General features: G+C 62.6%; 16 protein-coding genes. 11 read left to right on the top strand and 5 right to left on the bottom strand.

The annotated features are described in order from the left end of the window. Positions 1-155 precede the first annotated feature (155 nt). Positions 156-1,202: a uroporphyrinogen decarboxylase gene (gene hemE / locus HMPREF9696_RS00755; RefSeq protein WP_040301046.1), complete on the top strand. Its 1,047-nt coding sequence runs from the start codon at positions 156-158 to the stop codon at positions 1,200-1,202. Between the two features lie 117 nt (positions 1,203-1,319). Here the strand turns inward: hemE and hemC are convergent, their stop codons facing one another. Next, positions 1,320-2,303, bottom strand: coding sequence for a hydroxymethylbilane synthase (gene hemC, locus HMPREF9696_RS00750; RefSeq protein ID WP_002711017.1), 984 nt, complete (start codon positions 2,301-2,303; stop codon positions 1,320-1,322). 97 nt (positions 2,304-2,400) lie between these two features. Here hemC and HMPREF9696_RS00745 point away from each other — a divergent pair, with 97 nt between their 5' ends. Both HMPREF9696_RS00745 and HMPREF9696_RS00740 read left to right on the top strand, forming a co-directional pair. Next, positions 2,401-3,891, top strand: a complete 1,491-nt coding sequence (locus HMPREF9696_RS00745; RefSeq protein ID WP_002711016.1) for an FAD/NAD(P)-binding protein — start codon at positions 2,401-2,403, stop codon at positions 3,889-3,891. A 62-nt stretch (positions 3,892-3,953) separates the two neighbouring features. Then, complete coding sequence (locus HMPREF9696_RS00740) at positions 3,954-4,775, top strand: HpcH/HpaI aldolase/citrate lyase family protein (protein ID WP_002711015.1); 822 nt, start codon at positions 3,954-3,956, stop codon at positions 4,773-4,775. On the opposite strand, the gene HMPREF9696_RS00735 is transcribed toward HMPREF9696_RS00740, so the two are convergent. After that, entirely contained in the window at positions 4,765-5,364 is a 600-nt protein-coding gene (locus HMPREF9696_RS00735) for a TetR/AcrR family transcriptional regulator (protein ID WP_002711014.1), read from the bottom strand. The two genes, HMPREF9696_RS00740 and HMPREF9696_RS00735, sit on opposite strands and share 11 nt — an antisense overlap. A 227-nt stretch (positions 5,365-5,591) precedes the next feature. Between HMPREF9696_RS00735 and HMPREF9696_RS00730 the strand changes: the two genes are divergently transcribed. Next, positions 5,592-6,773: an efflux RND transporter periplasmic adaptor subunit gene (locus tag HMPREF9696_RS00730; RefSeq protein WP_040301044.1), complete on the top strand. Its 1,182-nt coding sequence runs from the start codon at positions 5,592-5,594 to the stop codon at positions 6,771-6,773. A 126-nt stretch (positions 6,774-6,899) separates the two neighbouring features. After that, positions 6,900-10,112 carry an efflux RND transporter permease subunit gene (locus HMPREF9696_RS00725; protein ID WP_002711012.1) on the top strand — a complete coding sequence of 1,071 codons (3,213 nt, stop codon included), beginning with the start codon at positions 6,900-6,902 and terminating at the stop codon, positions 10,110-10,112. Between the two features lie 243 nt (positions 10,113-10,355). Here the strand turns inward: HMPREF9696_RS00725 and hutX are convergent, their stop codons facing one another. The 3 genes from hutX to HMPREF9696_RS00710 form a co-directional block, all read right to left on the bottom strand. After that, positions 10,356-10,856 (bottom strand): heme utilization cystosolic carrier protein HutX, encoded by a 501-nt coding sequence (gene hutX, locus HMPREF9696_RS00720; protein WP_002711011.1) that lies wholly within the window; start codon positions 10,854-10,856, stop codon positions 10,356-10,358. A gap of 3 nt (positions 10,857-10,859) precedes the next feature. Next, complete coding sequence (gene hmuQ / locus HMPREF9696_RS00715) at positions 10,860-11,195, bottom strand: heme-degrading protein HmuQ (RefSeq protein ID WP_002711010.1); 336 nt, start codon at positions 11,193-11,195, stop codon at positions 10,860-10,862. 155 nt (positions 11,196-11,350) lie between these two features. Beyond that, on the bottom strand, positions 11,351-13,720 hold the full coding sequence (locus tag HMPREF9696_RS00710) for a TonB-dependent hemoglobin/transferrin/lactoferrin family receptor (RefSeq protein ID WP_002711009.1): 2,370 nt from the start codon (positions 13,718-13,720) through the stop codon (positions 11,351-11,353). Between the two features lie 243 nt (positions 13,721-13,963). Here HMPREF9696_RS00710 and hemP point away from each other — a divergent pair, with 243 nt between their 5' ends. The 6 genes from hemP (at position 13,964) to HMPREF9696_RS00680 (ending at position 19,500) form a co-directional block, all read left to right on the top strand. Beyond that, positions 13,964-14,182: a hemin uptake protein HemP gene (gene hemP / locus HMPREF9696_RS21980; protein ID WP_002711008.1), complete on the top strand. Its 219-nt coding sequence runs from the start codon at positions 13,964-13,966 to the stop codon at positions 14,180-14,182. Between the two features lie 8 nt (positions 14,183-14,190). Continuing rightward, complete coding sequence (locus tag HMPREF9696_RS00700) at positions 14,191-15,156, top strand: heme/hemin ABC transporter substrate-binding protein (RefSeq protein ID WP_002711007.1); 966 nt, start codon at positions 14,191-14,193, stop codon at positions 15,154-15,156. Between the two features lie 23 nt (positions 15,157-15,179). Further along, positions 15,180-16,268, top strand: a complete 1,089-nt coding sequence (locus HMPREF9696_RS00695; protein ID WP_040301718.1) for a FecCD family ABC transporter permease — start codon at positions 15,180-15,182, stop codon at positions 16,266-16,268. Beyond that, positions 16,265-17,056: a heme ABC transporter ATP-binding protein gene (locus HMPREF9696_RS00690; protein ID WP_002711005.1), complete on the top strand. Its 792-nt coding sequence runs from the start codon at positions 16,265-16,267 to the stop codon at positions 17,054-17,056. The genes HMPREF9696_RS00695 and HMPREF9696_RS00690 overlap by 4 nt, the downstream gene beginning before the upstream one ends. A 165-nt stretch (positions 17,057-17,221) precedes the next feature. Next, complete coding sequence (locus HMPREF9696_RS00685) at positions 17,222-18,022, top strand: FadR/GntR family transcriptional regulator (protein ID WP_002711004.1); 801 nt, start codon at positions 17,222-17,224, stop codon at positions 18,020-18,022. 164 nt (positions 18,023-18,186) lie between these two features. Continuing rightward, complete coding sequence (locus tag HMPREF9696_RS00680) at positions 18,187-19,500, top strand: ABC transporter substrate-binding protein (protein WP_002711003.1); 1,314 nt, start codon at positions 18,187-18,189, stop codon at positions 19,498-19,500. The last annotated feature ends 147 nt before the right edge of the window (positions 19,501-19,647 follow it).

Genomic DNA, 19,647 nt, shown 5'->3' with positions numbered 1-19,647 from the left:
ATGCGACAATGCTTTGGCCGGTCAGACCAGCCATGCCGTCAGTTCTGAAACGGAACGTATCAGGATGAACCGGCTCGTCAACTCTGGTGGCCAAAGGGCGATCCAAAGTGTATCAGAGCGGCCATAACTCCATCGCCCCGCAACGGAATTTCCGCTTGAGCCAGTCGCAGCCCGTTAAGCCTTTTCTTGAAGTCCTGTCCGGAAGCCGGCAGGCCGTGCCGCCGGTCTGGATGATGCGGCAGGCCGGCCGCTACCTGCCGGAATATCGCGAGCTCCGCGCCACGGCGGGCAGCTTTCTCGACCTGTGCTTCAACCCCGAATGGGCGGCCGAGGTGACGCTGCAGCCGATCCGCCGCTTCGGCTTCGATGCCGCCATCATCTTTTCGGACATCCTGGTGATCCCGCACGCCCTCGGACGCGCGGTGCGTTTCGAGGCCGGCGAAGGCCCCCGGCTCGATCCGCTGGACACGCCGGAGAAGATCAACACGCTGGCCAGCGCTGCGGACTTCACCAAGCTCGAGCCGGTCTATGAAGCGCTTCGCCGGGTGCGCGGCGCGCTCGATCCGAAGATTGCGCTGATCGGCTTCTGCGGCGCGCCGTGGACGGTCGCAACCTATATGGTCGCAGGACAAGGCACGCCGGATCAGGCGCCCGCGCGGATGCTGGCCTATCGCGCACCCGATGCTTTCGCAAAGATCATCGACGTGCTGGTCGCGAATTCGGTTCAATATCTGCTGGGACAACTCGAAGCCGGTGCCGACGCGCTGCAAATTTTCGACACCTGGGCGGGCGTACTGCCGCCGCGCGAATTCCAGCGCTGGTCGGTTGAACCGACGCGGCGCATCGTCGAAGGCGTCCGCGCAAAGGCGCCGCATGCAAAGATCATCGGCTTCCCGCGCGGCGCGGGTGCGCAGCTTCCCTCTTATGTGGAGGCGACCGCTGTCGACGGCGTCAGCATCGACTGGACAGCAGATCCGTCATTGATCCGCGAGCGGGTGCAAAATCGCGTCGCCGTGCAGGGCAATCTCGACCCGCTGGCGCTGATCGCAGGCGGCGCGGCCCTGGACCGCGCTGTCGACGACGCGCTGACGAATTATGCCGGCGGACGCTACATCTTCAATCTCGGCCACGGTATCCAGCCGGAAACACCCATCGCGCATGTGGAGCAGATGCTCAGGCGCGTGCGGGCGTATAAGAGTTAGTTTCCCGTCATTGCGAGGAGCCATTAGCGCGTTTACGCGCGTCTTCGACGCGCTATGGCGACGAAGCAATCCAGTTTTCTTAAAGATGCTTCGCTTCGCTCGCAATGACGAATGGATTTACTCCGGCCTTGATGTCTCGATGATCGCAGCGGCCCCTTGCGCCAACAGGTCGAAAGCCACCGCGCGGCCAAGCTCGCGCGGCTTGTCGGCCGGTCCGCGGCGAGTGGCCTCCAGCAAGCGGTCGCCTTCAAGATCGAGCACCGACGCGGTCAACGTCATCTCGCGCCCATCAATGGTGGAATATCCGGCAATCGGCGAATTGCAGTGGCCGTTCAGCACCCACAGCACCTCGCGCTCGGCATCGGCGCAAAGATGCGCGACAGGATCGTCGATCAGCGCCAGATATTGCCGCGTATGCCAGTCGTTAGCCGCGCACTCGACCGCGACAATGCCCTGCCCGGCTGCGGGCAGCATCTCCAGCGCAGCAAACTCGTGCGCGATGCGGTCCGCGAGCCCGACGCGCTCCAATCCCGACCGCGCCATGATCAGCGCATCGGCGGGACCGACCTCGCCGCCATCCGCCAGTTTCTGCATCTCGCCGTTGTCGAGTTTGCGCACGCGCGTATCGGCGGCGCCACGAAAATGGATGACCTCAATCTCGGGAAACAGCCGCCGCACGTAAGCGGCGCGCCGCACGGCGTTGGTGCCGATCTTGAAGCCTTTGCCCCTGGTACGCTTTAGATCCTCGAAGGTCACGCCCGCGCGCAGCACCAGCGCGTCGGTCGGCGGATCGCGCGCGAGTGTCGCGCCGATCACAAGGCCCGGCGTGTCCTCGTTACCCGGCATGTCCTTCAGCGAATGCATCGCGGCATGAAGTTTTCCGGCGATCACCGCCTCACGGATTTCGGCGACGAAGGCGCCGCCCTTGCCGCCATGGGGCAGCAGCAGGCCGGTCTGGTCGGTGTCGCCGCGTGTCTCGAACTTGACGATCTCGACTTTCAGATCAGGCGCAGCGGCCTCCAGCCGACGGGCGATTTCCTCGGTTTGCGCCAGCGCCATCTTGCTTTTGCGCGTTCCGATACGCAGGGAAATTGCGGCCACGTCTGCTCCACCCGATAAAATCACGCCCGTTCGGGCGCAACATACGGCGAGCGGTCCCCCGAATGCAAACGCATTGGGGATAAAAACGACCGCCGCAATGTTTGAGGACTGGACGGCGGCGATATCATCCGGCTTTGATGCAGCCATGAGCGGACACGGCCAGTCTTTGAATGGTGGCAATCCTCGCCCCCGCATTGTGATTGTCGGCGGCGGATTCTCCGGCGCCGTACTGGCATGGCATCTTCACCGCACAGCACCGCATCGCCATGAAATTGTGATTGTTGAGCCTCGTGACGAGATCGGCCGTGGCCTGGCCTATGACAGCAGCGATCCGGCGCATCGGATCAATGTGCCTGCGCTGAAAATGAATCTCGATTTCGACGAGGAAGGTCATTTCGAACAATGGCTGATCGCGTCGGGATATCCCGCGCGCGATCCGGCTTCGGTGATTGCAGGTGTTCACCTGTTCCCGACGCGCAAAGCGTTCGGCGACTATGTCATTGCGCATGTCGGGCAACTCGGCGGTGCCGTCACGCACAAGCAGGCAAAGGCGCGCGCGGTCATCCCGAATCAATGCGGACACCGCGTTGTCTGTGACGACGGCGAAGAGATTCACGCCGATGCCTTGGTGCTGGCGGTATGCCATACGCCGCCGGAGGTGCCGTCATCGCTCGCAGAACTGCGCAACAATCCCCGATTCATTGTCGATCCGTGGCAGCGGGATGTCTTGAGCAGCATCGCGCCCGATGATCGCGTCCTGATTGTCGGAACCGGCCTGACCATGGCCGATATTGTCGCATCGCTCGACCGTCAAGGACATCGTGGACATGTCACTGCGATCTCGCGGCGCGGCCTGCGCTCGCAGACTCATGCCACGCAGTTCAGCGACGTCTTCGGCGATTTCGCGAGCAGTCCTTCAGACACCACGCTCGCGCTGCTGCGCCATGTCCGACGCGCCATCGCAGAGGCTGCACGCGAGGGACAGTCATGGCATCCGGTACTCGATCAATTGCGCCTGCAAGGCTTTGAAATCTGGCGCGCACTGCCATTGAATGAACGTGCCCGGCTGATCCGGCATCTGCGCCCGTTCTGGGACACCTATCGCTTCCGTATCGCCCCACAGGTCGACGCCGTGATCGTGCGCCGGATCAATGAAGGCTCGCTGACAATTCGGGCGGCCTCGGTCCGCGCAAGCATGCACCAAGGCAAGGTGCTGTCGGTCGAACTCCGCGCACGGCGCAGCCAGACCTGGGAGCCGGCAACGTTCGACACTATCGTTCTTGCCACGGGCCCGGCCCATGGAACAGTATTCAGCAGCAATCCGCTCCTTGGCCAGATGAGCGACGATGGACTCGCTCGGCCCGATCCGCTGGGTCTTGGCATCGATGTCGATCTGCAGGGCCGTGCGATCGTCCGCGATGACCGCGCCGCCGACACACTCTTTGTCGCAGGCCCGCTGGCGCGCGGGACGTTTGGCGAACTGATGGGTGCGCCGGATCTGGCGCGCCATGCCCGCAACATCGCGGAAACTTTGGCACGCATGGATATCCACGCATCCCGGTTGCCTCCGCATCCTGTCCAAGATTAAAACAAAACATCAGTCATCCCACCTCCAGGCAACGCCGGATACGGGATCAGCCGGAGAGCCTCATGATGAATTCCCGCGAGCGCATCAGCTTCCTTGCGCCCCTGTTCGTTCCGGCCACCCGGCCCGACCGGTATTTCAAGGCGGCGTCCTCCGGCGCGGACGGCATCATCATCGATCTTGAGGATGCGGTTGCCGCCAATGAAAAGGACGCCGCGCGCGAGACGCTGAAGACCGCAGCCCTGCCCCCGAACGCCATTGTCCGGGTCAATGCGTTCGGCACGCGCTGGCATGAAGCCGACGTGGTCGCGATGAAAGGCCTTGGCATCGCGGGGATCATGCTTCCGAAGGCGGAAACCGCCGGACATCTCGAGAGCGTGCGCGCGGTGCTGGGCGACATGCCGGTGATCTCGCTGATCGAGTCGGCCCACGGCGTCGCCGGCGTGCGCGAGGTCGCTGCGCATTCGGACCGGCTGGCGTTCGGCTATATCGACTTCAGCGCCGATCTCGGCTGCGGTATGGATCGCGATGCGCTGTTGATGGCGCGCGCCGAAATCGTACTGGCGTCACGGCTGGCGCAACTGCCCGCGCCACTCGAAGGCGTCACGCCCTCATTCGACGATCCGGCGCTGGTGGAAGACGATGCGCGTTATGCGGCGGCGATGGGCTTCGGCGGAAAACTCTGCATTCATCCGAAACAGATCGCACCGACGCTGGCCGGTTTCCGCCCTTCGCAAAGGGACGTCGAATGGGCGACGAAAATCGCGAATTCCGGCGACGGCGCGGTGTCGGTGGACGGCATGATGGTGGACGCGCCGGTGCGCCTGCGCGCGCAGCGCATTCTCGCTGCGGCAAAAGCCTGCGACGCCGCGGGTGCTACCCCCTGACCACCGGCGGCCAGGTCATCAAGACCATTTCAACGGTTTGCTTCAGATCTTCCCGCGTGGCACCGCCTACGGCCTGCACCGCAAGGCCTTGCGAAATCGTCGCGATGTAGCGCGCCAACGCGGTGGCGTCCGCCGCGTCCGGCAGATCGCCTTCGGATTTCGCGCGCTCGAACCGCGCGCGCAGATCGCTCTCGAACTGGCTGCGGCGCACGCGGAGCTCTTCCTTGATGGATTCCGCCGCGTCACCGCCGGTCAATGCACCATTGATCGACAGGCACCCCGCCGGGCATTCAGGATCGGTCACCGCGTCCACTTCGCTGTAGAGCAGGTTTTCGACAACGGCCCGCGCCGTCGGCAGCAGCAGCGCGCGTTTGGTGTAACCGGCCGGGCCATCGACATAGGAATCGAGCGCCTTGCGGAAAAGCTCTTCCTTGTTGCCGAACGCGGCATAGAGCGACGGCTTGGTGATCCCCATGGCCTCGGTCAGATCCGCCATGGACGCGCCCTCGTATCCCTTCTCCCAGAAAACGTGCAGGGCGTTTTCAAGAGCCTGGTCGAGATCGAATTCCCGGGGTCGTCCGATAGCCACGGTAAGAACCTTTCTGATTTTGTACCTTTCGTTAGATATGTCCCTTGACGGCGAAAGTCCAAGTCCCATTTATACCGGGCGTTATAGTTGCGGCGCAGCAATAAAAGACTGCGACGCGGGACGAGCCGGAAACTTTGTTCTCTTCTCCTGCTGACCCATTTCTACAACGCATTGAAAAAACTGCAGTTTGCGCCCGGCGCGAACGCGAGAAGAAAATGGGGCACGTAATGACAAGTCTCTCGAAAAGAACCGGTTTGATCGGCGCCGGCGTTGGCCTGGCGATCCTGGCCACCGCCGGCGGTTTGGTCTTTTTCACCGCCAACGACCGCGCCAGGGCCGATTCCGCGGCGGCTGCGGTCCCGGTCGCAACGCCGGTGTCCGTCGCCAAGGTCGCGGAACGCGAAGCCGCCATCTGGGATGAATTCTCCGGCCGCCTGGAGGCCATCGAACAGGTCGAGGTCCGCTCCCGTGTTGCGGGCGCCATCCAGGAAATCCGTTTTCGTGAAGGCGCAATGGTCCAGAAGGACGACATTCTTGTCGTGATCGACCCGGCGCTCTATGCCGCCGAAGTCGCCCGCGCCGATGCGCAGGTCGCTGCCGCGCAGGCACGCCTCGTCTTCACCAAGAGCGACTTCGAGCGCGGGCAGCAACTGACCGGCTCCAACACCATCTCCCAGCGCGATCAGGACAACCGCATCAATGCCTATCGCGAAGCCGAAGCGAACCTGAAGGCGGCGCAAGCCACCCTCAAGACCGCGCAGCTCAACCTCAGCTACACCGAAGTTCGCGCGCCGGTGAGCGGCCGCGTCGGCAAGCGCGAGATCACCGTCGGCAACCTGATCGCCGCGGGTCCCGGTTCGCCGCTGCTGACCACCATCGTCTCGACCTCGCCGATCTATGCCAGCTTCAATGCCGACGAACAGATCGTCCTGCGCGCCCTGAATGCGCTCGGCGACGACGCCTCCGCATCGAAGACCGGCCGCATTCCCGTCCGCATGGGTACCGCGACCAGCAACGGCCTGCCGCTCGAAGGCCACATGCAGTTGATCGACAATCAGGTCGACGCGCGCACCGGCACGGTGCGCGTTCGCGCCATCTTCGACAACAAGGATGGCCGCCTGATCCCCGGACAGTTCGTCCGCCTGCAGATGGGCCAGCCCAAGACCGAGCGCGCCATGATGATCAACGAACGCGCCGTCGGCACCGACCAGAACAAGAAATACGTGATGGTGGTGAACAAGGAGAACAAGGCGGAATACCGGGAAGTCTCCCTTGGTGTCGCCGTGGATGGCCTGCGCGTCGTGACGTCGGGCCTGAAGCCCGGCGAGCAGATCGTGGTCAAGGGCCTGCAGCGCATCCGTCCCGGCGCGCCCGTTGCACCGGAAGTGATCGCGATGGACGCGAACTGAACACGTCATTGCGAGCGAAGCGAAGCAATCCATTCTTAAAGAATTATGGATTGCTCCGTCGCTTCGCTCCTCGCAATGGCGAATGCGGATATCGCCGCAACACGACAAGACAAAAGAAACAACGTCATGAATATCTCGCGATTTTTCATCGACCGGCCGATTTTCGCCGGTGTGCTCTCGGCGCTGATCCTGCTCGCGGGCCTGCTCTCCCTCCCTGCGCTGCCGATCTCCGAATATCCGGAAGTCGCGCCGCCGATCGTGACCGTGCGCGCGCTTTATCCAGGCGCCAATCCGAAAGTCATTATCGAGTCCGTCGCGACGCCGCTTGAAGAGCAGATCAACGGCGTCGAGAACATGCTCTATATGAACAGCCAGGCGACCACCGACGGCGTTCTGACTCTCAACGTCACCTTCCGCCTCGGCACCAATCCCGATCTCGCGCAGCAGATGGTGCAAAACCGAGTCTCGCAGGCGGAGTCCCGCCTGCCCGCGGTGACGCGCCAGCTCGGCATCACTACGGTGAAGAGTTCGCCGAACATCACGCTGGTGGTGCATCTGCTGTCGCCGAATGACCGTTATGACACGACCTACCTGCGCAATTTCGGTGTGCTGAATGTGAAGGACCGTCTCGCCCGCATCCGCGGCGTCGGTCAGGTGCAGATCTGGGGCGCCGGCGATTACGCCATGCGCGTCTGGCTCGATCCGCAGAAGGTCGCGGAGATTGGCCTGTCGCCCGGCGACATCACCCGCGAAATTCAGGCGCAGAACGTTGAAGCTGCCGCGGGCACCGTCGGCGGCGCACCGAACTCCGCCGATATCACCCTGCAGATGCCGCTCAACGCCCAGGGTCGCCTGAGGAACGAGCAGGAATTCGGCGATATCGTCATCAAGACCGGACCGAACGGCGAAATCACCCGTCTGCGCGACGTCGCCCGCATCGAGCTTGGCGCGTCCGAATATGCGCTGCGCTCGCAGATCGACAACAAGTCCGCCGTCGGCATCGGCATCTTCCAGTCGCCCGGCGCCAATGCGCTCGCCATCGCCGACGAAGTCCACGCCACGATGAAGCAAATCAAGGCGAACATGCCGGAGGGCGTCGATTACCGGATCGCCTACGATCCGACGCGATTCATCCGCGCCTCCATTGAAGCCGTGATCCACACTCTGCTGGAAGCCATCGCGCTGGTGGTGCTGGTGGTCATCCTGTTTCTGCAGACGTGGCGCGCGTCGATCATTCCGCTGATCTCGGTGCCGGTCTCGATCATCGGCACCTTCGCGGTGCTGCTGCTGTTCGGCTATTCCATCAACGCCCTCAGTCTGTTCGGCCTCGTTCTCGCCATCGGCATCGTCGTCGACGACGCCATCGTCGTCGTGGAAAATGTCGAGCGCAACATCGAGGAAGGCCTGTCGCCGCGCGATGCAACCTACCGCGCCATGAACGAAGTATCGGGGCCGATCATCGCCATCGCCCTCGTGCTGGTGGCGGTGTTCGTGCCGCTCGGTTTCATCAGCGGCCTGACCGGCCAGTTCTACAAGCAGTTCGCCATGACCATCGCGATCTCGACGGTGATCTCGGCGATCAACTCGCTGACGCTGTCGCCCGCGCTCGCAGCGCTTCTGCTCAGGGGGCACGATCAGCCGAAGGACGCCCTCAGCCGCGGCATGGACAAGGTGCTCGGCGGCTTCTTCCGCCGATTCAACAATGTGTTTCAGAAGGCATCGGACTCCTACAGCGGCGGCGTCAAGCGCGTGATCTCCCGCAAGGCGGCCATCATGGGCGTCTATCTGGTCCTGATCGGCGTCACAGCGGTGCTGTTCCGCGTCGTCCCCGGCGGCTTCGTGCCGCTGCAGGACAAACAGTACCTGATCGGCTTCGCCCAGCTTCAGGAAGGCGCCACGCTCGACCGCACGGAAGACGTGATGCGCCGGATGTCCGAGATCGCCATGAAGCAGCCCGGCGTCGAGAGCGCCGTGGCGTTTCCAGGCCTGTCGATCAACGGCTTCACCAATTCGTCGAGCGCCGGCATCGTGTTCTCGACACTCAAGCCGTTCGGCGAGCGCAAGGACCCGTCCCTCAGTGCCAATGCCATTGCGGCGGAGTTGAACAAGAAGTACACCGTCATTCAGGACGCCTTCGTCGCCATGCTGCCGCCGCCGCCGGTGGACGGCCTCGGCACCACGGGCGGCTTCAAGCTCCAGCTCGAAGATCAGGTGGGGCTGGGTTATGAAGCATTGGATGAGGCCAAGAAGGCCTTCCTCGCCAAGGCGATGCAGGCGCCTGAACTGACCGGACTGTTCTCGAGCTACAAGGTGGACGTCCCGCAGCTCTACGCGGATATCGACCGCACCCGCGCGCGTCAGCTTAACGTGCCGATCACCAGCATCTTCGAGACGCTGCAGGTCTACCTCGGCTCGTACTACGTCAACGACTTCAACAAATTCGGCCGCGTCTATTCCGTGCGCGTGCAGGCGGACGGCAAGTTCCGCGCACGGCCGGAGGATGTCGGCCAATTGAAGGTGCGTTCCACCACCGGCGAGATGATCCCGCTGTCGGTGCTGCTGAAGCTGAAATCGACCGCCGGACCGGAAAGCGCGATGCGCTATAACGGCTTCCTCGCGGCGGATATCAACGGCAACAACGCACCGGGCTACTCAACCGGCCAGGCGCAGGCCGCGGTCGCGCGCATTGCCAGCGAGACGCTGCCCAAGGGCATCGGCTTCGAATGGACCGATCTGACCTATCAGGAGATCATCGCAGGCAACACGTCGCTCTATGTCTTCCCGATCGTGATGCTGCTGGTGTTCCTGGTCCTGGCCGCGCAGTACGAAAGCCTGATGCTGCCGCTGGCGATCATCATGATCGTGCCGATGTCGCTGCTCGCTGCGATGTTCGGCGTCTGGATCACCGGCAACGACAACAACATCTTCACCCAGATCGGCCTGTTCGTTCTGGTGGGGTTGTCGGCGAAGAACGCGATTTTGATCGTGGAGTTCGCACGCGAACTTGAGTTTGCCGGACGCTCGCCAATCGCGGCGGCCATCGAGGCCAGCCGCCTGCGGCTGCGGCCGATCCTGATGACGTCGATCGCCTTCATCATGGGCGTGGTGCCGCTTGTGACATCGGTCGGCGCGGGCGCGGAGATGCGTCACGCCATGGGCATCGCGGTGTTCTCCGGCATGATTGGCGTCACCGCGTTCGGCATCTTCTTCACACCGGTGTTCTACGTGCTCCTGCGCGCGGTGACCGGCAACAAGCCGCTGGCCCAGCATGGCGCAAGTTCGATCGAACTTGTGGCCGCCGGCCATGCGCCGCATGCGCTGAAGGACGCCGCCGAATAGCCCGCCTCTGGCGTCTGATGTTTTGACGCGTTTTCTTCACGCGAACCGATACCCACTTCGCTTGAAAACGCTATTGCGGGTCACGAGATGGCGCATCGTTGCATTGCCCGTGACGGCGATGCGCCCGCGACGAAGCAATCCGGTCCTTGCCCCTCCAAAGGCCGGATTGCTTCCGTCGCAACCTTTGCAAATGAAAATGGCCGGGAAATGCCCGGCCATTTTTGACTTAGGATGTGAGGAGCTTCACCCCAGCGTCTTCGCCAGCGCGTGGAATTTCTCAAGCTGATCGGTTTTCAGCGCGCGATTCTCGTCACGGCCGACGAACACCTTGAACATCACGCCGCCATCGACATTGAGGAATGCCGCGAACGCCGACGACTTGCCCATAAACGGACGTTCGACAAACGCGATGCCGCCACAACGCTCGTGCCTCAAATGGCCGTGCATGCCCTTGGGCTTCATGATGTTGTAGTAGCCGCGGCCGACTTCGCCGCCGCCGACAGGCTCGGTGACTTCAAAAATGCCGTCGTCGGTATGGACGATCAGCGTCACCTCGCCCCATGTCGCGATGTCCTGCATTGCAGGCACAAATGCGGAGCCAGGCGCGAAGCTGCGCATCTCCTCGGGCAATGCCTCGATCACGGCGCGTGCCGTGACATTCTTCTCCCGCGCGACGTCCTCAATGACGCCGCCGGGATTTTCGGCCATGTACTTTTTGAGATCTGCCAGACCGGTGCTCAACATCGCTCAGGCCGCCGCGCTGGTCTTGCGCTCGGTCTGGATCACCTCGAAGCCCTCAAACTTCGGATGACCGAGATAGAGGCTGTCGCCGGTCTGGTTGTCGGCGCGGGCATGCGCCTTGCGGAACTGTTCGGACTTGGTCCAGTTCTCGAACGCCGCCTTGTCCGCCCAGAGGGTGTGAGTTGAATAGAGCCGGTGATCCTCGGCATCCGGACCGCGCAGCAGATGGAATTCGATGAAGCCCGGCAGTTCGCCGAGATAGGATTCACGCGTTGCCCACAGCGTCTCGAACGCCTGCTCCGAGCCCTTCTTCACCTGAAAGCGGTTCATCGCGATAAACATGTGTCGTCTCCTGTTTGTCTCATTGTAAGGCCAGATGGCCGGTTCTCAAAATTTCGATCCCGTCTGAGCTATGCGGAAAACGCAGCGAGCCGCGCAGAAAACTCTGCGCGGCGTTCCTGTTTGCTATTCACAAGCAGTTCGTTGTCGTTCCGCGTTCAGGTGCCTCCAAAGTGATACTTGATCGCGCCCTTGAAGGTGATCCCGGCGCCCGCGCTGGCCCAGAGCACGTCGTTCTGAACGAGGTTCGATCCGGGGTCCGGTCCGGGGATTGCATAAGGCCGGTAGTACTGGTTCAGCAGGTTCTCGACGGAACCCGTCACCGTCAGGTTCTGCGTCGGCTTCACCGTCAAGTACATGTTCACAAGATCGTACGAGGTCGCGGGCACGCTGCCGGCGGGCAGATCGGTGTTGGCTTTCACCGACGTCCACATCACCGAGAAGATCGCCTTGCTTTCAAACAGGCGCACGCCCGCGGTTGTGGTGATCTTCTGCGATGGAATTGTCAGCAGGCCGACGCCGGTCTGGGTGTTCTTGCCTTCCTGGAAGCTGCCCGAGACACCGATGAAGTATGTCGCGGCGTCGTACATCGTCTCGAACTCGACACCCTGAATGCGGGCATGCGGAATGTTCTGATACTGATAGTACGTCGTCGGGAAGACGCCCGGGATCGGCGGGAAGCTGTTGAACGGAGGTCCGGTGAACAGCGAGTAGTTGATGTAATCGTCAACATCGTTGCGGTAGACATTCACCTTTCCGCGGAAGGTGTCGTTCGCCGCGAACAGGCCATCCTTCTTGATATTGAAACCGATTTCCTTGTTCTTGCCGACCTCCGGCCGCAGATTGGGGTTCGGCAGGAAGCAGAAGTAGCCGCGCGAACCATCTGGGCAGATCGAGAAGTCGCCTGCGCCGGAGCTTGTGGCGGCATGGGCGCCGGACACCAGCGTTTCTGTGACAGATGGCGCGCGGTAACCCTCCGCATAGCTCACATAAGGCGTGACGACGCTCGCCGGCATCAGCCCGATTGTGATCTTCGGAGAGAAACGGTCGCCGCTCGTCCCACCTTGGGCCGATGATAGGCGATAGTTGTCGTAACGAATCGCGCCGACCACTTCCAGCAAGGACGAGTAATTACCCTTCCACTGCACGAAACCGCCGGTCACCGTCCGCTCGCCGCCCGGCGTGGTGACATTCGAGTTGCCGTGCGTGTCCTTGGTCGAGACTTCGTCGCGGAAACCATCGGCGCCGTAGGTCAAGGCATTGCGCCAGTCGCCCATTTCAAAGCGCGAGGTGTTGTGGGCGTCGAAACCGTAGGTGTCGATCAGGTAATTGCGCTGATCGCCAACGCAGCCGGTGATGTTGTTGCCTGGCCCGATCCCCGCGCAATTGCCGAGCGACGCCGTGCCGTTGTGCGAAATCTTGGTCTGGTTGTTCTCGGTCCGGTTCCAGTAAATCTTCGAATCCCAGTCGAAAATCTTGTCGTCCGGCTTCGCGTACTTCCAGCCCAGCGTTGTCGTGTAGTTCTGGAGGTTGGTGTGATACACCGACGTGCCGGAACTGATCAGGCCGGTCGTCGCACCGGGCTCTCCTGTCCGGCGATAAGGCTGACCGACATTGTAAAGGTCTTCCTGGTAGACCATGCCGAGCTTGACTTCATGGCCGTCCGCCGGGCGCACCGTGATCTTGCCGATACCGCTCGACAGCCTGTTCCAGGTGTTGGCAACCTCGAAGCCGGTACCGTCCTTGTAGTTGTTCTGCGTCGAATAGCTGCCACCTGCGAACACATCCACATTCGGATTGACGTGAACGCCGGCAAACACCGACTGGAGCGCACGCGCGTTGTTGGTGCCGAACACCGTGTTGGTATCGACGCCCCAGCGCTCGCCGGGGCGGACCACGTCCTGAATGTCCTTGGTGCGGAACGACGCCACGCCGCCGATCGCGCCCGAACCGTAAATGTTCGCGGTCGGGCCACGCACGATGTCGATGCCGCCGATCAACTCCGGATTGAGAAAGAACGATCCGTTCGCGAAGTGACCGGTGCGCTGATAGTTCTGGCGCGCGCCGTCCACGACGACGGCGACGCGGCCGAAATCCTGCAAACCGCGAATGTTGATCGAAGTCGACGGCTCGTCGCCGCGATCCTGCAGCCAGACGCCGGGCATGTTGTAAACGAGATCGCCCACGGTTGAGGCGTTGCGGCCCTGAATTTGCTCAAGCGTCATCACACTGACGGGCGCGAGCGAATCGATGGCGCGTTCTTCCAGCTTGGTCGCGCCGACGGTGATTTCATCGAGCGATTGATAGACCGGCTGCCCCACCTGCGCGTTCGCATTCGCGACGTTCTGCGGCAACGGCACTTCCGCCATCGGCTTGCCGGCACGCTTGCGCTTGATCGGCTTGGGCTTGACCGGTTGCGATATCCCGGCGGATTGGGCGCTCGCCGGCGTGGCCACAGCCACTCCCCCAAGTGCAACGACAGACACAGATAACAGCAGCGCGCACGCGCGCGCATTCAGCCCCGACATGACAGCCCCGAGTCTCAAAACTTGTTTATGTGATGCGGCTGGCGGGCGGCGCCCGAAGGCGGCTGGCTGGCTGATTTTGGAATCCGCTGGTCTGCGCCAACGTGTTGTCACTTTTCGTAAAATGCGCCGTGGCGGTCAAGCCGAGCGCAAGCCAGTTTAAACCTATTGTAAACTGGAGTGTTGGAATTCGCGCGCCGGCAAACTTAAGAACAACAAGACATCACAAAAGGACTCGCAAGGCAGATGACTGGCGGCTCGCCCAAAACTCCAGACGACATTTCGGGCAACGACGGCCGCGATCAGTCTAGAACCGCTCTAATTGAGCGCGCGATCCCTTTGATCGATAACCGCATCCAGAGCCGCGACCTTTTCGTTTCGTCCCGTGAGATCATCATCGCACATGGCGACGAGACCTACCGCCTGCGGCTGACCGCTCAGAACAAGCTGATACTGACCAAATGAGCTGTAAAATGGCCGTCCAACGAACAATCAGCGCAACGCTTGCATTTATGCTCGGCCTTTGCGCCGCTGCTGCGATCGCGGACGCCCGCGCGGAAAGCATCGTGATCCATGACGCGCGTGGTCACGACGTCACCATCGGCAACACATCGCGTATCGTCTCCGTCGGCGGCGCCGTCACCGAAATCCTCTATGCCCTCGGTCTTCAGGACCGGATCGTCGGTATCGACACGACCAGCCTCTATCCTCCGCAGGCGCTCGGCCAAAAGCCGAACGTGGGCTACATGCGGCAATTAAGCGCGGAAGGCGTGCTCGGCCTCAACCCGCAACTGATCCTCGCCATCGAAGGGGCCGGACCGAAGGAGACTCTCGACGTTCTCGACTCGGCGAAGATTCCGTTCGTGTCGCTTCCCGAGACCCATAACGAGCAAGGGATTGTCGACAAGATCAAGCTGATCGCCCATGCGATGGACGCCGACGCGGGTGGCGAATGCCTGACCAAAGCCGTGACCACCGACCTCGCGGAGTTGAAGAAGCTGCGCGACAGCGTGAAGCATCCGGCCCGCGTCATGTTCGTGATGTCGTTTCTCAACGGCCGCGCTATGGTGGCGGGACAGAAGACGGCAGCGAACGAGATCATCCGGATGGCGGGCGGCGTCAACGCGGTCGACGGATTCGACGGTTACAAGCCGGTCAATGATGAGGCCATCGTCGCGGCCAGGCCGGACGTGATCCTGACCATGCAGCGCGGCCGCGAGCAGCTCGACGCACAGACGGTTTTCGCCAATCCGGCGTTTACAATGACACCGGCCGCCGCGAAGAAATCCTTTGTCGCAATGGACGGACTTTATCTGCTGGGATTCGGCCCGCGCACCGCCGCCGCTGCCCGCGACCTCGCGGTATCGCTTTATCCCGACCTCGGCAGCAAGGCCGCGTCCTGGAAACCTGCGACACTGACCGTCGATTGCAGGAAATGACGGCCGCCGGTTCAGCGTCCGCGATGTCGCAGCCGCCTGCGCGGAGCGCCTCCATCCGGCCCTCGGCTCCTCTGGTTTATGCGGTTCTGATCGCCGGACTCCTGTCCGTCGCGCTGCTGGCAACAACGATCGGCGCCGCGGGCATCCCGCTGCCGCGTCTTGCCGCAGCGCTGGGATTGAAGATCGCAAGCGCCGACCCAGCCCTGCTGGCCCGCGACCAGCTCGTGCTGTGGTCGATCCGGATTCCCCGCATCGCCGTTGCCGGCATGATCGGCGGCCTGCTCGCGCTGTCCGGCGCGATCATGCAGGGCCTGTTCCGCAATCCCCTCGCCGATCCCGCGCTGGTCGGTGTCTCCAGCGGCGGTGCATTCGCCGCGGCCTGCGCCATCGTGATTTCCGACAGCGCGATTTCAAACAGTCCTTGGGGCGCGAGCTTTCGCTCTCTGCAACTGGAGCTGTTGCCCGTCGCCGCCTTCGCCGGATCGCTTCTGACCACCACCCTTCTCTACAAGATCGCCAGCCGCGAAGGCCGCACCTCGGTCGCGATTTTCCTTCTGGCCGGCCTTGCCATCGCAGCCATTGCCAATGCCGGCATCGGGCTTCTGGTGTTCGTCGCCGATGACCGCCAGTTGCGCGACATCACATTCTGGCTGCTGGGTTCACTCAGTGGCGCGACCTGGCCGAAGGCCGCGATGGTCGCACCCGTCGCGTTACTCTCATTGCTGATGATCCCGCTGATCGCACGCGGCCTCGACGTGCTGGTGCTTGGCGAGGCGGAAGCCTTTCACACCGGCGTCGACGTCGAACGGCTGAAGAAGATCGCCATCGTGATGATTTCGGCGATGACCGGCGTTGCGGTCTCGATCTGCGGCGTGATCGGTTTTGTCGGCATTGTCGTTCCGCATTTGCTGCGGATCGTCATCGGTCCCGGGCACCGGATGCTGTTGCCTGCCTCAGTTTGTCTCGGCGCGATCCTCCTCATTCTCGCGGACACCATCGCGCGCGTGCTGGCTGCGCCTGCCGAGGTGCCCATCGGTATTCTCACCGCAGCCATCGGCGCGCCGTTCTTCCTGTTTATCCTGCTGCGGCAACGGGCGCTGATCGGATCATGACCGCTGCAGCTCCCATGATCGAAGCCGATGCGCTGTGCATCAGGGTGCGGCAGGCGAAGCTGCTCGATCATGTCAGCCTGCAGTTGCGCGGCGGCGAGACCGTCGCCATCGTCGGCCCGAACGGCGCGGGAAAATCCACGCTGCTGCGCTCGCTCTCGGGAGATCTTCGCTGTACGGGTGGCCATGTGCGCCTCAAAGGACGCGATCTCACCTCGTACTCCTCGCGCGACCTCGCCAATCACCGCGTCATGCTGTCCCAGCATGTCAATGTCAGCTTCCCTTTCACCGTCGAGGAAATCGTCGCGATGGGTGCGGGCGATCGCTCGCGTGCCGCCGCCGCGCCGCTGGTCGATGCCGCGATCGCCGAGCTCGATCTCGCACCCTTCCGGCACCGGGAATTGCCGACGCTCTCCGGCGGCGAACAGCAACGCGCACATTTTGCGCGCGTTCTGGTGCAACTGGCGTGCGGCGAAGCCGAGCATGGTCCCGGCGTGCTGCTGCTCGATGAGCCGACGTCCAGTCTCGATCTGCGTCATCAGATCAATCTGGTGGAAACTGCGAAGCGCCGCGCGCGCACCGGCAGCGCCGTCATCGCCGTGCTGCACGATCTTAACCTCGCCGTGCGTTTTGCCGACCGCATCATTGTTCTGCGCAAGGGCGTAATCGCCGCCGACGGTACGCCGGGCGAAACCATCACCGGCGAGATGATCCGGCAGGTCTTCGATGTCGAGACCTCGATCGGATCCGAAGGCGGCCAGCCCTACGTTCTGCTCCAGCGCATGAGTTAGGCCGATTGCGGCGCTGCACGCGCCGGAATTGCGATTTGGCTCCAATTCCGCTATGTGATGTCAACCGCCATCGGCGATTTCTCCTGCATTGCAGCAACCTCGGCCCGTCCGGCATCAAACATCGGATGATTGCCGCCGCGAAGGCCTGCGTGTTAGCCTCGTTCCATGAGGTCGTCCGCTAAATCCCGTCCGAAACCTGCGAGCAAGCTCGTCAAGCCCGGGCGCATTCAATCCGTGCTGCGCACCCTCGGCAGCGAGATCGCGCATGATCTTATTCCGGTCGGCTCCGCGTTGCCGCCCGAACATGATCTGGAAAACCGCTTCGGCGTCGGCCGCGGCGTGGTGCGCGAAGCGATCAAGACGCTCGCCGCCAAGGGTCTGGTCAGCGTGCGGCCCCGCCATGGCACGCACGTCCGCCCGCGCGGCGAATGGAGCCTGCTCGACCGCGACGTATTGAGCTGGCTCATCAGCAAGGAAGAACCCAATCGTGAACTGCTGCTGGCGCTGCAGGAAGTCCGGCTGATTATCGAGCCGGCGGCGGCTGCGCTCGCGGCCGAACGCGCGACGGCGAAGGACCGCAAGCGGATCATGACCGCGCTCGCCGCGATGGAAGCCTCGCATGACGTTCCGACCGCCATTGTCGCCGACAAGGAATTTCACCTCGCCATTATCGACGCCACGCATAACCCGGTCCTGCAGGGCTTCCGCGGCGCGATTGATACCATTCTCAGCGCAGTGTTCATGGTTGCCACCGGCAGCCCCGGCTGGTTCGACGAGAACCTGCCGAACCATGCCATCGCGGCACGCGCCATCGCCGATGGCAATGCAGAAAAAGCCCGCGCCGCGATGCAACAAGTGCTCGGCTATACCCAGTTCAAGCTGTCGAAAAAGAAATACGGCAGAGCGCGGGTGTCATCGAGAAAGCAGACAATCAATGGCAAGCTCCGGAGGAAGCAGATCGCGTAACGGGCGACGCGATGCGATGTGCAAACATTCGTCGCACCGTCGGGCGCACCGGATCATAGACGCGCAGGAAAAGCCCGCTTAAGCTGGCATGGAACCACTGACATCCGGCAAACGGATGCGGACACAAAAACCGGCATGACCGGACAATTGGGAGGATACCGAACATGAATCGCCTTTCGCGAACCTGTTACCAGCGCACACTCGCAGCACTCACAGCCTCCGCCGCCATTCTCGCGCTCGGCGGCCCGGCGCTGGCGCAAGACACCTTCAAGGTCGGCATTGTCACCTTCCTGTCCGGCCCCGCTGCGGAAAGTTTCGGCGTTCCCGCCGGCAAAGCCGCCGAGTTCGTGATCGGCGAACTGAACAAGGGCGCCGGTCCGGCGCCCTATAATAAAGTCGGCTTCGGCGGACTGAAGATCGAGCCGGTCGTCATCGACGAGAACGGCGGCGCCACCAAGCAGGTGCAGGAACTGCGCAATCTCTACCAGCGCGACAATGTCGATGCCGTCATCGGCTATATCGGCTCCGGCGACTGCCTCGCCGTCGCGCCCATCGCGGAAGAACTGAAGAAGCCGCTGTTCCTGTTCGACTGCGGTACGCCGCGCATCTTCGAGGAAGGCAAGTACAACTATGTCTTCCGCACCTCGGCTCACGCGACGCAGGACAACGTCGGCCTGATCCGCTACATGAAGATGAAGAACATCAAGATGGATACGTTCTCGGCCATTAACCAGGACTACGCCTGGGGTCAGGACAGCAAGGCCGACTTTATCGCTGCCGCCGCGCAGCTTTATCCGAATGCCAAGCTCAATGCGGACCTGATGCCGAAGTTCGGCGCCGGCCAGTATGGCACCGAGATCTCGGCGCTGGTCGCCGCCGGCTCCGATGTCGTCTATTCGAGCCTCTGGGGCGGCGACCTGCAGGCCTTCATCCTGCAGTCGGTGCCGCGCGGCCTCGCCAAGCGCAGCCAGCTTGTGCTCAGTGCCGCCGACCACGTTCTGCCCGCGCTCGGCGACAAGATGCCGGACGGCGTCATCATCGGCGCGCGCGGTGCCTACGGCCTGATGTCGCCGAAGACCCCGCTCAACGAGTGGTTCTTCAATGGCTATGAAAAGGCCAACGGCGTCTATCCGGTGCAGGCCGCCTACCGCGTCACCCAGTCGATTCTCGGCGTGAAGAACGCGGTTGAGAAGGCGATGGCCAAGAACGGCGGCAAGAAGCCGAGCACCGACGAACTGGTGGCGGCGATGACCGGCTCCGAATGGCAGAGCCCCGGCGGCCTGATCCAGATGAAGAACGGCGACGGCCATCAGGCCATTCAGCCGATCGCCTTCAGCCGCACCAAGTACAATCCGGAAAAGAAGCGCGTCGATCTGGTCGACATCGTCAACTTTGAGGCCGAGTGCGTCAACCCGCCGCCCGGCGTGAAGGCGCTCGACTGGATCAAGGGCGGGATGAAGAACGACAAGTGCAAGTAAGCGGCGGCGAGGACCGATCCCTCATGGTGAGGAGGCGCACTTGCGCCGTCTCGAACCATGAGGGCTTCACCTCCCCTCATCCTTCGAGACGCGGCCAATAGGCCGCTCCTCAGGATGAGGGACTGCCAGTTGATATTCCCCTCACCC

This window comes from Afipia clevelandensis ATCC 49720, assembly GCF_000336555.1.
In the GTDB taxonomy this organism is placed as follows: Bacteria; Pseudomonadota; Alphaproteobacteria; order Rhizobiales; family Xanthobacteraceae; genus Afipia; species Afipia clevelandensis.
Note: the sequence above shows the minus strand (reverse complement) of the source record. Positions and strands in the feature narration are given on the sequence as shown.

What these genes read in the sequence shown, in the direction of transcription:
- HMPREF9696_RS00745 (WP_002711016.1), top strand. Translation starts at nt 2,401, where the DNA reads ATGTTTGAGGACTGGACGGCGGCGATATCATCCGGCTTTGATGCAGCC.
- HMPREF9696_RS00740 (WP_002711015.1), top strand. Translation starts at nt 3,954, where the DNA reads ATGATGAATTCCCGCGAGCGCATCAGCTTCCTTGCGCCCCTGTTCGTT.
- HMPREF9696_RS00730 (WP_040301044.1), top strand. Translation starts at nt 5,592, where the DNA reads ATGACAAGTCTCTCGAAAAGAACCGGTTTGATCGGCGCCGGCGTTGGC.
- HMPREF9696_RS00725 (WP_002711012.1), top strand. Translation starts at nt 6,900, where the DNA reads ATGAATATCTCGCGATTTTTCATCGACCGGCCGATTTTCGCCGGTGTG.
- hutX (WP_002711011.1), bottom strand. Translation starts at nt 10,856, where the DNA reads ATGTTGAGCACCGGTCTGGCAGATCTCAAAAAGTACATGGCCGAAAAT.
- hmuQ (WP_002711010.1), bottom strand. Translation starts at nt 11,195, where the DNA reads ATGTTTATCGCGATGAACCGCTTTCAGGTGAAGAAGGGCTCGGAGCAG.
- HMPREF9696_RS00710 (WP_002711009.1), bottom strand. Translation starts at nt 13,720, where the DNA reads ATGTCGGGGCTGAATGCGCGCGCGTGCGCGCTGCTGTTATCTGTGTCT.
- hemP (WP_002711008.1), top strand. Translation starts at nt 13,964, where the DNA reads ATGACTGGCGGCTCGCCCAAAACTCCAGACGACATTTCGGGCAACGAC.
- HMPREF9696_RS00700 (WP_002711007.1), top strand. Translation starts at nt 14,191, where the DNA reads ATGGCCGTCCAACGAACAATCAGCGCAACGCTTGCATTTATGCTCGGC.
- HMPREF9696_RS00695 (WP_040301718.1), top strand. Translation starts at nt 15,180, where the DNA reads ATGTCGCAGCCGCCTGCGCGGAGCGCCTCCATCCGGCCCTCGGCTCCT.
- HMPREF9696_RS00690 (WP_002711005.1), top strand. Translation starts at nt 16,265, where the DNA reads ATGACCGCTGCAGCTCCCATGATCGAAGCCGATGCGCTGTGCATCAGG.
- HMPREF9696_RS00685 (WP_002711004.1), top strand. Translation starts at nt 17,222, where the DNA reads ATGAGGTCGTCCGCTAAATCCCGTCCGAAACCTGCGAGCAAGCTCGTC.
- HMPREF9696_RS00680 (WP_002711003.1), top strand. Translation starts at nt 18,187, where the DNA reads ATGAATCGCCTTTCGCGAACCTGTTACCAGCGCACACTCGCAGCACTC.